The sequence below is a fragment of the Telluria sp. B2 genome (assembly GCF_051789535.1).
Taxonomy (GTDB): Bacteria; Pseudomonadota; Gammaproteobacteria; order Burkholderiales; family Burkholderiaceae_D; genus Telluria.
This window is the reverse complement of sequence record NZ_CP196525.1, coordinates 2,557,687-2,572,486: the sequence shown is the minus strand read 5'-3', so window position 1 is coordinate 2,572,486 and position 14,800 is coordinate 2,557,687. Positions and strand designations below refer to the sequence as shown.

9 protein-coding genes and 1 pseudogene are annotated in these 14,800 nt (G+C 57.0%); 5 read left to right on the top strand and 5 right to left on the bottom strand.

Going from position 1 to position 14,800, the window contains the following annotated elements; translation table 11 throughout:
- Window positions 1–9: 9 nt before the first annotated feature.
- Both ACSUZJ_RS11485 and ACSUZJ_RS11480 read right to left on the bottom strand, forming a co-directional pair.
- The gene (locus ACSUZJ_RS11485; protein ID WP_499416187.1) at window positions 10–189 is read right to left on the bottom strand and encodes a hypothetical protein; all 180 of its coding nucleotides are present in this window, start codon (window positions 187–189) and stop codon (window positions 10–12) included.
- On the bottom strand, window positions 186–1,376 hold the full coding sequence (locus ACSUZJ_RS11480; protein ID WP_499416185.1) for a PepSY-associated TM helix domain-containing protein: 1,191 nt from the start codon (window positions 1,374–1,376) through the stop codon (window positions 186–188). Before ACSUZJ_RS11480 ends, ACSUZJ_RS11485 begins: the two co-directional genes overlap by 4 nt.
- 113 nt (window positions 1,377–1,489) lie before the next feature.
- Here ACSUZJ_RS11480 and ACSUZJ_RS11475 point away from each other — a divergent pair, with 113 nt between their 5' ends.
- Window positions 1,490–3,700 (top strand): TonB-dependent receptor, encoded by a 2,211-nt coding sequence (locus ACSUZJ_RS11475; RefSeq protein ID WP_499416183.1) that lies wholly within the window; start codon window positions 1,490–1,492, stop codon window positions 3,698–3,700.
- 188 nt (window positions 3,701–3,888) lie between these two features.
- Here the strand turns inward: ACSUZJ_RS11475 and ACSUZJ_RS11470 are convergent, their stop codons facing one another.
- From ACSUZJ_RS11470 to ACSUZJ_RS11460, 3 genes and pseudogenes are all read right to left on the bottom strand, one after another.
- The gene (locus ACSUZJ_RS11470) at window positions 3,889–4,329 is read right to left on the bottom strand and encodes a hypothetical protein (RefSeq protein WP_499416181.1); all 441 of its coding nucleotides are present in this window, start codon (window positions 4,327–4,329) and stop codon (window positions 3,889–3,891) included.
- Between the two features lie 150 nt (window positions 4,330–4,479).
- Window positions 4,480–5,289 (bottom strand): SDR family oxidoreductase, encoded by an 810-nt coding sequence (locus tag ACSUZJ_RS11465; protein WP_499416179.1) that lies wholly within the window; start codon window positions 5,287–5,289, stop codon window positions 4,480–4,482.
- Window positions 5,286–5,678, bottom strand: a pseudogene (locus tag ACSUZJ_RS11460) (SPFH domain-containing protein); the annotation flags it as partial. The pseudogene ACSUZJ_RS11460 and the gene ACSUZJ_RS11465, both read right to left, overlap by 4 nt.
- 297 nt (window positions 5,679–5,975) lie before the next feature.
- Here ACSUZJ_RS11460 and gmtZ (ACSUZJ_RS11455) point away from each other — a divergent pair.
- Genes gmtZ (ACSUZJ_RS11455) through gmtX form a run of 4 tightly spaced genes read left to right on the top strand, consistent with a single transcriptional unit; the run spans window position 5,976 to window position 14,580 of the window.
- A complete protein-coding gene (gene gmtZ / locus ACSUZJ_RS11455; RefSeq protein ID WP_499416177.1) occupies window positions 5,976–9,131 on the top strand; it encodes a gamma-mobile-trio integrase GmtZ in 3,156 nt (1,051 codons plus the stop codon).
- Between the two features lie 26 nt (window positions 9,132–9,157).
- A complete protein-coding gene (gene gmtY / locus ACSUZJ_RS11450) occupies window positions 9,158–10,612 on the top strand; it encodes a gamma-mobile-trio recombinase GmtY (RefSeq protein WP_499416175.1) in 1,455 nt (484 codons plus the stop codon).
- A 1-nt stretch (window position 10,613) separates the two neighbouring features.
- Entirely contained in the window at window positions 10,614–13,802 is a 3,189-nt protein-coding gene (gene gmtZ, locus ACSUZJ_RS11445) for a gamma-mobile-trio integrase GmtZ (RefSeq protein WP_499416173.1), read from the top strand.
- 55 nt (window positions 13,803–13,857) lie between these two features.
- Window positions 13,858–14,580 carry a gamma-mobile-trio protein GmtX gene (gene gmtX, locus ACSUZJ_RS11440; RefSeq protein ID WP_499416171.1) on the top strand — a complete coding sequence of 241 codons (723 nt, stop codon included), beginning with the start codon at window positions 13,858–13,860 and terminating at the stop codon, window positions 14,578–14,580.
- Window positions 14,581–14,800: the final 220 nt, after the last annotated feature.

Sequence of the window (14,800 nt, the reverse complement as noted above, 5' to 3'; positions counted from 1 at the left end):
TGCAGCCCCTCAGCCGTGCTTCTTGCGCCGCAGGCTGTACCAGGCGCCCACCGCCACCGGCGCGCCCAGCGTCAGGGCCGATACCGCGTCCCAGACGCCGTCGCCGAACAAGGCGCTGACCAGGCCGATCGTGGTGAGGATGCCGAGCAGGATGGGCATGCCCCACACCGCCATGAAACGTCCGTTCATCGGGATTCTCCAGTGCGCGCGAGCGCGGGTTGGGCGGGCTGGGCGGCGGGGGTCAGGTCCTGGGTGGGCTTGGCGCCCGCTTTCGCGCTGCGGCCGCGCTTCGCCCACAGGTAGAGGCCGCTGCCGAGGACCACGATGGTCGCCAGGTCGAGCATGGCCCACAGGAACTTCATCCAGGCGCCGCCATAGTCGCCGAAGTGCAGCGGCTGCGAGACCAGCAGCGCAGTCAGGTACCAGGGCAGGTCGCGGTGGTCGGTGATGACGCCGGTCTCGGCGTCGATCAGCACCGGCTTGTACAGGCGCGAAGAGAAGGCCTGGTCGCCGCGCATGAACACGCCGTAGTGGTGCGGGCTGGCGAAGGGCGTGCCGGGGAAGGCGATGAAGGCGACCTGCATGCCCGGTTCCGCGGCCATCGCCGTTTTCACGGCGGCGTCCATCGACGCCATGTGCACAGGCGGTTTCGCGTTCCTGTAGGGCTCGAGCATGGCGGCGATCTCGGTGGCCTGCCAGTACTTCAACAGGACGTCGGCCAGGGTATTGACCACGCCGGTCGCGCCCACCACCAGCGCCCACACCAGGGTCACGATGCCGAGCAGGTTGTGCAGGTCCAGCCATTTCAGCCGTTTGGTGCGGCCCTCGCGCACCGTGCCGAACTCGAGCTTGCGCATGAAGGGCGCGTACAGCACCACGCCGCTGACGATGGCCACGATCAGCAGCAGGCCCATGCAGCCGAGGAAGAGCATGCCCGGCAGGCCGGCGAACAGGTCGACGTGCAGGCGCAGCATGGTCGACATGAAGGCGCCGCCCTCGAAGGCCGGCTCGGTGATGACTTTCGCGGTACGCGCGTCGACCGCGATCGGCTTGTAGTGTTCGTCGTTCGGGTGGTCGCCCAGGGTCACGTTCCAGATCGCCGGCTCGTCGATTTCCTGCGACATGTACATCATGATCTTGCCCGGGTACAGGGCCTTGCCGGCGGCGATCACGTCGTCCAGATTCGCGCGCGGCGGATTGGCTGCGAGCTCGGGCGCCAGGGCCGGCGCCTCGACGTCGTTGCCCAGCAGGTGGCCGATCTCGTGGTGGTAGATCAGGGGCAGGCCGGTGAGGCACAGCAGGAGCATGAAGACGGTGCAGACCAGGCTGCTCCACTTGTGGATCCAGCTCCAGCGGCGCAGGAATTGATTGGACATTGTGGTTCGGGACGGACAGAGAGCCGTAGATAATAATAGTTCTCATTTACAGCCGCAAGCTTTGCGCGCATAATAATGAGAACAGTTCTCATTTAACAACAAGACCGCCGCACATGAAACAGCCGACTTTCCGCCTCACTCCCCTCGCCTTCGGCGCCGCCCTCCTCCTTGCCGGCCATGCACATGCACAAACCCAGGCCCAGGCGCCCGTTGAAGCGGCTGCGAACGACCAGCCCATCCAGACCGTAGTCGTGACCGCCTCGGCCGACGCATCAAGCCAGGGCCTGCCGAAAGACTACGCCGGCGGCCAGGTCGCCCGCGGCGGCCGCCTTGGCCTGCTGGGCAACGTCGACATCATGGACGCGCCCTTCAACACCACCAACTACACCCACGCGCTGATCCAGGACCAGCAGGCGCGCAGCGTGGCCGACGTGGTGCAGAACGACCCCTCGGTGCGCGTCGCCCGCGGCTTCGGCAACTACCAGGAGCTCTACGTGATCCGCGGCTTCGCCGTGAACTCGGACGACCTGGCCTACAACGGCCTGTACGGCCTGCTGCCGCGCCAGTTCGTCGCCTCCGAACTGCTGGAACGCGTGGAGGTCTTCCGCGGCGCGAACAGCTTCGTGAACGGCGCGGCGCCGGGCGGCGGCGGCATCGGCGGCATGATCAACCTGCTGCCCAAGCGCGCGCCGAACGCGCCGCTGAACCAGCTCACGCTCGGTGTCGAAGCCGGCGGCCAGGGCTATGCGGCGGCCGACATCGCGCGCCGCTTCGGTCCCGACAACCGCGGCGGCATCCGCGTGAACGCCGTGCGCCGCGACGGCGAGACGGCGATCGACCGCGAGGAGCGCGAGCTGAGCGTGTTCTCGGTCGGCGCCGACTGGCGCGGCGACGGCTACCGCGTTTCGGCCGACGTCGGCTACCAGAACCACAAGCTGGACAACGCGCGCCCCAGCGTGACCGTGGCCGCCGGCCTGCCGATCGTGGCCGCGCCGGATGCCGATACCAACTGGGCCCAGCCCTGGACCGAATCGAAGGAGCGCGACGTCTTCGGCACCCTGCGCGCCGAGGTCGACCTGGGCGCGGACAGCGTGGCCTGGGCCGCGCTGGGCATGCGCAAGGGCGACGAGTCCAATATCCTTGCCTCGGCCACTGTCACGGCCCTCGACGGCAGCGCCACCATGACCCGCTTCGACAACGTGCGCGAGGACGAGGTGAAGACCGGCGAGATCGGCGCGCGCACCGAACTGCGCACCAGACCGGTCAAGCATGGGCTGTCGGCCACCGTCTCGGGCTTCCACTCGGAGTCGAAGAACGCCTATGCGATGGGCGACTTCGCGGGCTGGTCGACCAACATCTACCGCCCGGTCAACGTGGCGGCGCCGCCGACCGGCTTCTGGCCGGGCGGGAACATGTTCGACCCGCTCTTGACCCGCAAGAGCATCCTGTCGAGCGCGGCGATCGCCGACACCCTGTCGTTTGCCGACGATACCGTGCTGCTGACGGTGGGCCTGCGCCACCAGCGCCTGAAGGACTACGGCTACGACTACGTGACGGGTGCCGAGAGCACGCGCTATGAGAAGAGCGCGAACACGCCGGTGGCGGGCCTGGTCTACAAGCCGGCGAAAGGGGTGTCGCTGTACGCGAACTATATCGAGGCCCTGCAGCAGGGCGGCTCGGCCTCGAGCGGCGGCTTCGGCCCGCCGCTGAGCAACGAAGGCGTGCCGCTCGCGCCTTACGTCTCGCGCCAGAAGGAAATCGGCGTCAAGGTCGACGGCGGCAAGCTGGGCGGCAGCATCGCCCTGTTCACCACCGGCCAGCCCCAGGCCTACATCCTGAACAACACCTTCGGCACCTTCGGCGAACAGCGCAACCGCGGTGTCGAGCTGTCGGTGTTCGGCATGCCGGCCAAGGGCCTGCGCCTGCTGGGCGGGGCCACCCTGCTCGACACCGAGCAACGCGATACCTTGACCGGCGCCACCGAGGGCTTCGAGGCGATCGGCGTGCCGGAAATCCAGGTGAACCTCGGCGCCGACTGGGACGTGCCGAACGTGCCGGGCCTGTCGCTGAACGCGCGCGCGGTCTACACCTCGACCCAGTACGCGGACGTCGCCAACACCCAGAAGGTGCCGTCATGGGCCCGCCTGGACATCGGCGCCACCTGGAACACGCGCCTGATGGACCGCGACGTGACCCTGCGCGCGCGTATCGACAACGTCACCGACCGCAATTACTGGGCATCGAGCGGCGGTTACCCGAACTATGGCTACCTGGTGGCCGGCGCGCCGCGCACCCTGGTGGTGTCGGGGTCGATCGATTTCTGAAGTTCTCGCTGACCGGGAACGAAGGGCGGCGTTGCCGCCCTTTTTTGCTGGCCCGAGAATGATCGGACCGTAGGGTGGGCGCCCCGTGCCCACCTGAAGCATGCGCCGCGTTGACGCAGCCGTGTGGCCGCGTTTGCTCATCGTTATGGTGGGGGTCATCAAGGCCACTGGCCTTGATGACCCCCACCCTACGACACCAGCAGCGCCAGCAACCCGCCCGCCATCGACACCACCAGCATCAGCAGCACATACCCGAAGAAGCGCAGCACGCCGCGCAGCTTGCGCCCCCGCGGCCGGCTGCGCGCGATGTACCAGGGAACGGCAAGCGGCGTGAGGAAGACAATGGCCGTGCTCAGCCAGCGCGAGCGCGGCCAGCCGCGCTGTTCGCGGCCCAGGCGGAACCAGTAGAAGCTCAGGAAGCTCGACAGGAAACCGGACACGAACGTCCACACCAGCGGCTCCTCGCGTTCGCGCGTGTCCGCCGCCGCTCCGATCAGGGCCGACAGGAACATCAGCGCCAGCAGGGCGATGGCGGCGCCGCGCGGACTCAGGACCGGCGCGTAGGCGGGCACGAACGCCGCCACCGCCTCCGGGCCGGTATCGTCGAGGGAAGCGCCCTCCTCCATCACCTCGGCGCCTCGACGAGGCGCATCGCGCCGGCAGCCAGCAGCCTTCCAGTCGTCCCCGTGCGCTCCGGTTCGCAATGGACATCCACGGTCGGCAAGTCAATGTGCATGTTTCGCCAGTCGCAATCGGTTCAGTGAATGCGCTCAAGGCGCTCAGTGCGGCTTGCGCTCGTCCGCCAGGGCCGCCAGCGCCATCTTTTCGACCACGCCGGGCGCCAGCAGCTTGAGGAAGCGGCCAAGCTTGCCCTTGGCCGTCATGACCACTTCCCGCTTGCGCGCGTTCATGCCCGCGATGATCAGGCGCGCGCATTCCTCGACGCTCATCGCGCCCTCTTCCTTGAGCCCGCTCACCCCGGCTTCCCCGCCCTGCGCGTTGAAGCCGCGATAGCGGATCCGGGTCGCGACCACGCCGGGATAGGCCGTCGTCACGCTGACGCCGGCGCCTTTCAGTTCCGCCTGCAGCGCCTCGAAGAAGCCGGTCATGGCGAACTTGGTGGCGCTGTAGGCCGTGCGTCCGGGCACCCCGACCAGTCCGGCCAGCGACGAGACCGCGACGATGCTGCCGCGCGCCGCCTTCAGGTGCGGCAGCGCAGCCTGGGTGCACCAGATTGCACCCCACAGGTTCACGCGCATCAGGTCCTCGTACCAGTCCAGGTCTTCGACTTCCTCGAACAGGGCATGCGCCGAGCGCCCTGCGTTATTCACCAGCACATCGATGCGTCCGAAGCGCTCCACCGCCGTGATGACCAGCCGCCGGCACTGGATGCGCACCGACACGTCGGTCGGCACCACCAGCACCTGCGCACCGGAAGCGGTGCATTCGGTCGCGACGCGCTCCAGTTGCGCCGCATTGCGCGCCGCCAGCACCAGCGCCAGGCCGGCCCCCTCGCGCGCAGCCAGCTGCCGCGCCATCTCGGCGCCGATGCCGTCCGAGGCGCCAGTGATCACCACCACGCGCGTCATTTTTGCGCCTTCACGATCTGCATCGCGCTGGCGATCAGGCCGCTCATCTCGCCCAGGTTGGCCGGCACGATGATGGAATTGTTGGTCTTGGCCAGGTTGCCGAAGGCGTCGACGTAGTGCTCGGCCACGCGCAGGTTCATCGCGTCCTCCCCGCCCGGCTCGCGGATGGCGGCGCCGACCTGGCGCAGGGCCGACGCGCTGGCCTCGGCCAGGGCGACGATGGCGCTGGCCTCGCCCTGGGCGCGGTTGATCGCGGCCTGGCGTTCGCCCTCGGAGCGGGCAATCGCCGCTTCGCGCTCGCCGCTGGCGATGTTGATCTGCTCCTGGCGCCGGCCTTCGGAAGCCGCAATCAATGCCCGTTTCTCGCGCTCGGCGGTGATCTGGCGCTGAAATCCCCCCTGAGTTGCTTGTACTAATTTCATTGTCTATCCATTGACGTGTTCACAACAGTACGATCCTGCGTCTCGCAACTGACCTTGGTGTTCAGAAACTTTCCACCGATAATGTCTCTCAAGACAAACTTTTGTTCAAGAATACAGTGGTGCATTTGCCCCTTCCACGTCGTCCGAGCAACCCAACTACGCCCCGTTCAGTGGACGTGTGACGTACAGCTTGACCTATGACCTGTGTACGGGACCAGTGCCCGGCCTATAAATTTTTTCAGCTCAAATCATACCCAACTAAACATGGACGGCCGTTTTTGGCATTGCAATACCTCTCAGACGCTCAGCGTAGACAGTTATCTTACCGGGCGTACAATCTTAGCAAACGTCGATGGTACCCGCTTTTATATACCCAATGAATTTGATCCAAAAAAACTGGCCGCACTAGGCCATCGTTGCAGCGAAAGAATTGCTGCCAATGAACGGGCAACAAACAAGTTCCGCGTATCACGGTCGACAAAAACAGAACTGGAACTCGCTGCACAATCTGCCGACCTTCACGAGTTCGGACGTGCACTCGATTCGATCCTGGCACCCATATATGCATCGGTTTCTCTAACAACTGAGGCCGGAACGAAGCGTCTTTCAAAACACGACAAGGCAGCGATATTTTATTTTATTTGCCGCTGTCGGATCGCCGGCTTGTTACTATTCCCTCAGGCACACCTGTTCCCTTTTCTGAAAATTGGATCCGGCGAGAACGTAGACAATTGGGGCCAAGAACTCATTCCAAAAACCTATTCAGACGAGATTGATGTTATTGCCCCTGTTGCGCTGAACGCAAAATGGTTAGCTAACCTGCGTCTTAAATGTTTTGGAATCGAATCAGTTTCGGATTTGCTGCCAGAGGTCGTCAATCCGTTCTTCCTTTATGCCAAAAAGGCCGGAAAGAAATCCGCGCTCCAAAATTTAGCGAAAATACCAAAGCCGCTAGTCGCGTACCAGGTAGCGCACCATAAGAAGGCGCTTCGCCACACTGCTGCTCACTACGTACCTCTCCGCATGCGAGACGCTACCCGAGGAAAAGCAGGAACTGACTTTGCTTGGGTGCTCACAAAGGATCCGGGTCTCAATGAATGGCGCGAACTGGCAGCGCGTTACTACCGCACATTAACATCAAATTTGCCGGGAGTTCAAACAGTATTAAATACCTTCCTTGACCATCTGGTGTCGCATCCGCACCTCCCTCGGGATCCCCACGTTTTCCTCGACAAGCGAGCAGTCCCAAGGCCGCTTTACGAAGGCCGTGGTGGAAATCTCAACAGCCACGTAGATTTCATCGACTGGGTCATCGAATGGGGATTAGCCGGAGTTGCCGCCGATGACGGTAGTCCTCTGCGCTCTCAGTTTCTGAAGAATCCGTTTATACGGAAGAAACATGAGCGAAGCCGTGCCGACACTCAACGAGACCCGATGCCGCCTTTCTTGGTCGAGAAAGCGCTAGAGATTCTTACCAGTAACGAATGGGAATGGGCCAGGAAAGTAAGCGGTACCGGCTTGTGGGGGGAACAGATCTCCGGCGACTGGTTCAGGCACTATGACGCTGAAACCAAAAGTTTCAAAAGGATTTGGTCGCCTGTACGTGCCGTCGCCCTGTACATGAAGCTTCGTACTGTACTTCGTCTATACCAAGTTATTCATCTTGATTCGGGTGAGGCTGATTACCTCCGACTTGCCGTCGGCTCAGCATCACAAGATGCACCGTCGCAATATTCCATGATCCGGAATGAGCACGTACTCGCTGCAAAGCTAGAAAGAACCGATCGAGCCAAAGGAGTACTTCAAACCATTGCAGACAGGCAAACTGGCCAAGTGGCGGTGATTCTGCGGGTTAGCACGAACAAAGGGCAGGATCGCAAAAAGGATGCTTCGAAAAAAGGGTACGACTCTCCTTGGGCTCCTGATGACGTAGTCAAGGTGCTAATGTGGCTTCGTAAGTGGCAAGAGGAGAACAACCCAATTTCGCGTGTCACGTCGTGGACGGAGGTGCCAAGCTTGCTGCATGCGAAAGGGGAAATCGTGCTAAAAGATATGGAAAACTGTTTCCTCTTTCGCGACCCAACTAGCCCGGCCAATGAGCATCCCATTTCCAAAGGGGCAGTCTACCAGCTATGGCTAGCTCTCTGCGACGAAATCGAAAATCGGCTGGCCGCCGACGCAGTTACCGATCCAACTGGAACAACCCCCTATAAACTAGTGGTTCAGCGGAATGACGCAGGGCACCCGACCGAGGTGAAGTACGATCTTCATTCCCTACGGGTCACCAATATCACAGCGCTAGATAAGGTGGGAGTCCCTGCACACATGGTTATGCTGATCGCTGGTCATGCCAGTATCTCCATGAAAGTCTACTATACAAAATACAGCATGTCGGAAACCAGGAGGCTACTGACGACGCTTGATACAGCAGGCGATCTCAATGCTTGGCAAAAGGAATGGATTAATTCAGCGAAGGATCTCGACTTCGAGCGGATGACTAGCCTGTTTGCCTACAGCGACATGGAAGCTGTCCACCGGTTTGAACGTTCAGACCATGAGCTAGTCCTGATGGATGTCGGGGTTTGCACTGCGAGCTGTGCCGGCTGCCATGAAGGGAAAATCCGTACCGATGGAAAAAAAACGTCGTACGGGCCTGTTCCAGGAAGACGAAGAAACTGTGCAGAATGTCGCTACCTGCTCAGTGGACCACCATTTTTGACAGGCCTCGTGGCGACCGTCAATGTGAAAAGCCTGGCTGGCGTCGATATTGCGCGACGTCGAACGAACGCTCAGCGGGAAATTAACCGCCTCAAAGGCAAGCGGCACGAGGCCAAAGACAATCCATCAATGTTCGGCTTGATTGACACTGACGAGTTAGTCAGATCAATGGAAGATTTCGACCGCTTAACCGCAGAATTTGATCAAATCATGCTTGAGATGTCAGCCGCAGCAAGCCTAGCAGTCGACTGTGCGGAGATTCACAATAAAGTGGCGAGTGGCGAGATTCCTGCTGACGGCAAGCTTGTCTTGCTAACTCGTGACAAAGGAACACTTGAGCAACAATTCGAGCAATGCAGCGAGTTCGAGATGTTGGACCGAGTTTGCGAAAGCTCCGTTTTCTTTGAATCTATTCGAGGGGAAACAGCGGATAAAGCCAGCCTCAAACGTAATCGATATTATGACCAAGTGCTGATTAGACATGGGCTTGAGCCAGCATTCCTCACGCTTGATGAACATACAGCTCTAAAGGCCGGAAACGAACTCTCTCGATTGATGTATCTACGCCTGGGAGAAAGCAAGGCGATCGATGTGTTAGAGGGTCGGCAGACACTTGAGAATCTCGGAATTTTAACGGACACGCTCGCATCGTTAGAACTTGAGGTAAAACACCTGGATTTGGATATTCGTCGCAATAACTGATTTCGTCGTAGCTCGCCCAATGATTGATGGCCGCGCTAGCAGCTTCCTGTAAAAGGCAGAGATCATCAGTATCAAATATCGAGAGGTGCAATATAAACAAGCAGATTACGATTAGCCCTCTTGCTCATATCAGGTTCGAGGATCTTGATCCGAACCGACTGCCGCGGGTAAGGCTGCTTACACATGGATCCGACTTCGTTCCGTGGTTAGAGTTTTCGCGAGAACAAGGCCTAAAAATTGGCTGTCAGCGCACTTACAGTCGTGCCGTTGGCTTACTCATTGACTTTGTGGCTGCACGCGGTGGGGAATTCTACTATGGCGGCGCCACGAAATATACTGAACTATTTCTAGCGTTTTTTACTTCATTGTCACTTGGCACAATACAGAAAGGCTCTTGTCCATTCGATCTATGGTGGACGCCTCGACGTGTTCGGGACGTCGAGGCGATTAGTGACCGTTTAACAACATTCCTGGATTGGATAGCAGATAAATCTGATATACCATCGATCGTTCCAAAAAGAAACTCGACGACCGGGGAACAGCTTAAGTTTTGGGCCCGATGGAATACTCTTAAACGCAAAAGCCTTCTTGGCCACTTGATGACAGCTCAAGCCAGTCAGGGTCCATCGGCGCAATCAAGTACACCAGCAGCACTTTGGCCTGCTCCGAAAACTGATCAGGAGCCAATACGTTTTAAAGACGAATACTTCAAGCCCCTCCTCAACGAAGGCTTCAAGCGTCGTGGCGAACTTCGATGGTCGGTCGTCAGGGACCAAATGATTTCACTGCTACTTCACGGCGGCGGCTTGCGCATCAGTGATGCATTGTCGCTCTGGATACCTGACGTAATGTATGACGACCCGCAACTCCCGGGAGAAGCAGTTGTCCGTTTGTACGAGCCACATGAGGGCTCGATCTCGTATCTCGACCCTCTGACTGGACGCGAGGTAATGACAACAAGGGCAGCGTTTCTCCGGATGAAATATGACATGTTGCCTCTGTCCCTTCAGCCAGGACATCGACGCGTAGGTGCGAAGGGAAATCTTTATCAAAATTCAAAAGAAAACTATACACTCGTGTTTTGGAAAAGCGCAAAGTATGCGCGCGCGTTCGCCCAACTGCGGGATGAGTATCTTCGAATACGGCCCCGTCCCGATAACCACCCTTTCCTTTTCGTAACCCCAAAAGGTAAACCCATGACTGACAGAGCCTTTTCAAAAGTCCATGCAGCCGCAATCCGAAGGATTGGCTTAAAGCCCGGCAAAGAGTTTGGAACGACGCCACATGCACATCGTCACTCATATGTATATGATCTGCGAAAAGCCGGGCTCAGTAAAAAGGTGATTCAAGTCGCAACCCACCATCGATCGATTGAAAGTCAAGAAGCTTACGGTAACATGACCATGTTTGAAGTATCCCAAGAGGTCCGTAAGGCATGCGTAGAAGCCGAGACCGATCTCCTGAGCATTGGACAGAACTAGCGTGAGAAAAAATATCCACTGGCACAATGATCAGGAGCGGATTATCCGCGAAAGTAGCAGAATAGATGGGCACGTTATTATTCTTAACACTGATCTAAAACGCTTTTATATCCCCGAAAACTTTTCCAACGATAAATTACGCTCGGCCGCATCTCGCGCACTCCAAGTCATACGTCAAATTGAAGAAAAGCATGGGAGCGCCCGATTCTCGCTTAACATGAAAAACCGCATTGAGGCTGTCACTACGATCAGCAGTGCGCCTGAATTCGGAATATGGCTCGACAATATTTTTGAAATTCGAGAAGAAACATGGGGCTCCAAAACCGCAAAGAAAGGATGGACCCTTGTTGACAAAACCGCACTTCTTCGGTTCTTGCGGCTGTGTTGGCTGTCAGAAGTGCTTGTCTTCCCGCTCCTCGATCGTTTTCCAACGACGAAATTCGTAGACGACCACATTAAGGAACTCGTACCTGAGCAATATTGGGCAGGAACGAAAGCGATTACAACACTACCTGATAATCAACAGTGGCTCGCTAAGCTGCAACTTTGTTTCTACGGTTTATCCTCTGTAGCTGACCTAACGCCGCGCCTATTAAATCCGGCCCTCGTCCTAGCACACCAGACTAGGACGGACGGAATACTGCGGAAGCTGAAGCAAATTTCAGTACCATTAGTCGCATTTCAAAAGGCGAATGGCGGCAAATCGCTTACGTATGCGGCCGGGGACTATTTTGATGTGAGGCCTCGCGATACATCTCGTGGCAGCGGCGGCCATGACTTTGCGTGGTGCCTCATCCGTGATAGGCAGCTAGAACGTTGGCGGTCACTGGCGGAAGCGTTTCTTGCGGAACAGGAAGTCTCGCGCCCGCTCACGCAGTCGCTGCTAAACATGTTTTTGGATTACCTAATCACGAACCCGCACTTGCCTCGCGACCCCTTAAAATTTCTTGGTGTTGATTTTAAACCTGAGCCCTTGTTCAAAGGTACAAGTGCGATTCCAAACAAACACCGAGATTTTATTGAATGGGCCCTGGACGGTCCGCTCGCAGACCACGATGCCGTATCTGGCGAAAAAGTGCGCCGTGTTGGGCTGCGGAATCCGTTCGTCACGGCCCCTCAGAAGCCTTCTCAACTTCAGACCGCTCGAAATCCAATGCCATTGTTGCTTGTCCAGAAAGCGTTCGAAATCTTGACAGCCGACGATTGGAAGTGGGCCAAGAATAAAGCCAGCGTCCCTGAACCTGGCGGGAATATAGCTGGAGACTGGTATAAAGAATATGATGCGGTCACGGCTAGCTTCAAAAGAGTGTGGTCACCCGTACGGGCAATGTGCCTCTATGTCAAGCTGCAAGCTGTATTCCGGACGTTCCAGGTTCGGCATTTGGACTCAGGGGAAGGTGACTGTGAACGCGTTGAGGTCGAGCATATACATTTCGACGGTCGGGTTGAACGTGTATACCGCAGGGTAAAAAACCCTCATCAGCTAGCGAGTACTTCACCAAAAAGACCAATCCGCAGGGGCGTACTGCAAACTTTCCCCGACGAATCAACCGGGAAACTGCAACCGTACTTCCGAATCAGCACTAACAAGTCAGCCAATCGCGCGAGCGATGCCTGGAGTACAGGTTATGACTGTCCATGGGCGCCTGATGATGTGGTCGACGTCTTGCTGCAGCTACAGAACTGGCAAGAACTCCACAATCCGGTAACAACCTTGACTCAGTGGAAAGAGGTACCCGAGCTAAAGCAAAAAAAAGGGGAAAATGCGCTCACGGAGCTTGAAGGCTGCTTCTTGTTCCGAGATCCTACGGCCAGACATCCGTCTCATCCTATTAGCGACCGTAAAGTTACGGCGCTTTGGAACGACTTATGTGACGAAGTCGAAAAAAGATTATCCTTAGAAGGATATCGAGACTCATTAGGGAACGCCCTTCCGCCCTTGGTAATTGCGCGTTCCAAGGGCAGGCCCACTCGGGTACTTTATGACCTGCACTCGCTGCGCGTGACGCAACTGTCTGCCATGCATAAAGCCGGCGTTCCATTAAAGGTTACGATGGATATTGCGGGCCACTCGACAGTTCGGATGAACTTGTATTATTTCAAGTTTGGCATGACCGAGCTCCGGGAAATTGTCAGCGCCGTTGAGGCAAGAATTGAGATCGCACGACAGAAGGAATGGGCAGACGGCATGAGAGAGCTGGAGGAAAAACGAACCTCAAGCCTTCTCGCATTTAATGATCCTTCCGCCATAGGCGCATTTTTAAGCGACGCACAGGGCTTTGTTTTCATGGATGTTGGCATATGCACTGCTGGGTGCAGCCGTTGTCATGAAGGGAAGTTGGTAACCGTTCCAAACAAGAAGCCACAGGTCACTCCCGTTCCGGGTGGGAGGCGAAATTGTGCCGAGTGTCGTTTCCTTATTAGCGGACCGCCGTTCCTGTCAGGGCTTACCGCCACCGTGAACGTGAAGAGCCTCGCCGCAGTGGATGTTGCTAAACGCCGAACCGCTATGGAACAAAAGAAGTCTCAAATCGAACATAGGCGCCGGGAATCCCAGAAATCTGGAGAACCGCTTGCGCCTGAGGACTGGGCAGAGCTTGTAAAAACAACAGAAAGCCTTGACAGTATTACCTCAGAGTTCAATCAACTAATGAGCGAGATGGGTTCCGCAGCCGCCCTTCTTTCGCGCTGCGTCACGATTCATAACAATATGCTTGAATCCGGAGCAACGTTGAATGAGAAGCTATCTTTATATGTCAGAGACCTTGACACTATCAAGCAACAGTTTGAGAAAAGTCCAGAATTCGAGGTACTCGATAATGTCTGTCGCTCAAGTATCTTTTTCACTTCCACGAAGGGAACTACAGTGGAAAAGGCGAATTTGAAACGTAATGTGTATTACGACAGACTGTTGTCGACGCATGGATTATCACCTGCGTTTCTAACCATGGACGAAGACACAGCCCTAAGAACTGGAAATGAGCTCAGCAAATTGCTGTATATGCGCCTCGGACGCGAACGTGCGCTAAATATTCTAGAAGGGCGAGAAAAACTAGTAGAACTGGGCATCATTGCAGATGTTTTTTCGTCTCTGCCGCTCAATGCGAAGTCCTTAGCTCTTGCCTCAACAAAGAAATCAATGCGGGACTCGAACCCCTCGCACCATGCCCCTGACGAGATCAGTATTTAATCCGAGGTCCAGGCTCGTGGACGATTAGGTCCATTATAACACCGAATGCATAAAAATGAACTTTGCAGAAAATCCAAGAAATAAATCAGGCTCGACAAATAATTTCGAACAGGGCCGCGCTTTTGAATTAAAAGAGCGGCTTAAGCAGTCCGCGAGAACGGACAAACAACTCAAAATTGAAGCGCTATGGAATTTACTGGTTAGTTTATACCGGAACGCAGATATGGACTTCAGTGTCGCGAAGATTGGTCGAGAGCTGCAGGCCCGCGGCATCCAAAATTCTCAATCATATCGAAACTCCACGGGGAAAGATTATCGAGATATAACGGAAGCCTTCGCTCACGAGGTCGGAGGCCGCACCCATCACTTTCGAGCAACCTCAGAAACGCCGCTTGATCAAGTGATCAACTTGCTGCCAGACATGGACGCACAATCCAGACTGCACATCATTGTCCGAGAAGAGGCGAAGCTACGAGTAGAAAATCAGCAACTGCGCGCACTGTTAAAAAATATTCCCTCTCCTGAACTTCGGGGACAGGCCGCCCCTTTGGCTTCTACTTCATCCGCGGTCACTTCGTTGCGCCCTACAGAAAACGCAAAGCGAAGACCGTGGACACAGCCCTTGAAGCAATTTCTTGAACCTGATTGGCTAGCCGCATCTGGGATTAGATGTGATGCTGACGGAACCGTTTACCATGATGATAAGGCAATTACGCTTCCTGGATTCTCTACGCAACTTCAGGAAGTTATCGACTATTTTGACGAGGAAGAAAACTGAAGAGGTGCTGATCCAACGAGCACATCGTTCCAGTGGTCACGTTGAGGACCAAGGGCAGCACTTATCCTGCCGAGGCCAAGTATGGTCGTATGCTCTCGCTGCTTTTGGTCGAGCCCGGGCTTTGAACACTGCATGGCACATCGCCGAGCCAGAATCTTATCCTCCTCCCTCGTCCCGCCAAGCTAAAGGAACTTGAAATCCGACAGAGTTGGATACGGCA

Bases quoted from the DNA above. Each gene is read 5' to 3' on its own strand.
- ACSUZJ_RS11485 (WP_499416187.1), bottom strand. From the start codon at position 189: ATGAACGGACGTTTCATGGCGGTGTGGGGCATGCCCATCCTGCTCGGC.
- ACSUZJ_RS11480 (WP_499416185.1), bottom strand. From the start codon at position 1,376: ATGTCCAATCAATTCCTGCGCCGCTGGAGCTGGATCCACAAGTGGAGC.
- ACSUZJ_RS11475 (WP_499416183.1), top strand. From the start codon at position 1,490: ATGAAACAGCCGACTTTCCGCCTCACTCCCCTCGCCTTCGGCGCCGCC.
- ACSUZJ_RS11465 (WP_499416179.1), bottom strand. From the start codon at position 5,289: ATGACGCGCGTGGTGGTGATCACTGGCGCCTCGGACGGCATCGGCGCC.
- gmtZ (WP_499416177.1), top strand. From the start codon at position 5,976: ATGGACGGCCGTTTTTGGCATTGCAATACCTCTCAGACGCTCAGCGTA.
- gmtY (WP_499416175.1), top strand. From the start codon at position 9,158: ATGGCCGCGCTAGCAGCTTCCTGTAAAAGGCAGAGATCATCAGTATCA.
- gmtX (WP_499416171.1), top strand. From the start codon at position 13,858: ATGAACTTTGCAGAAAATCCAAGAAATAAATCAGGCTCGACAAATAAT.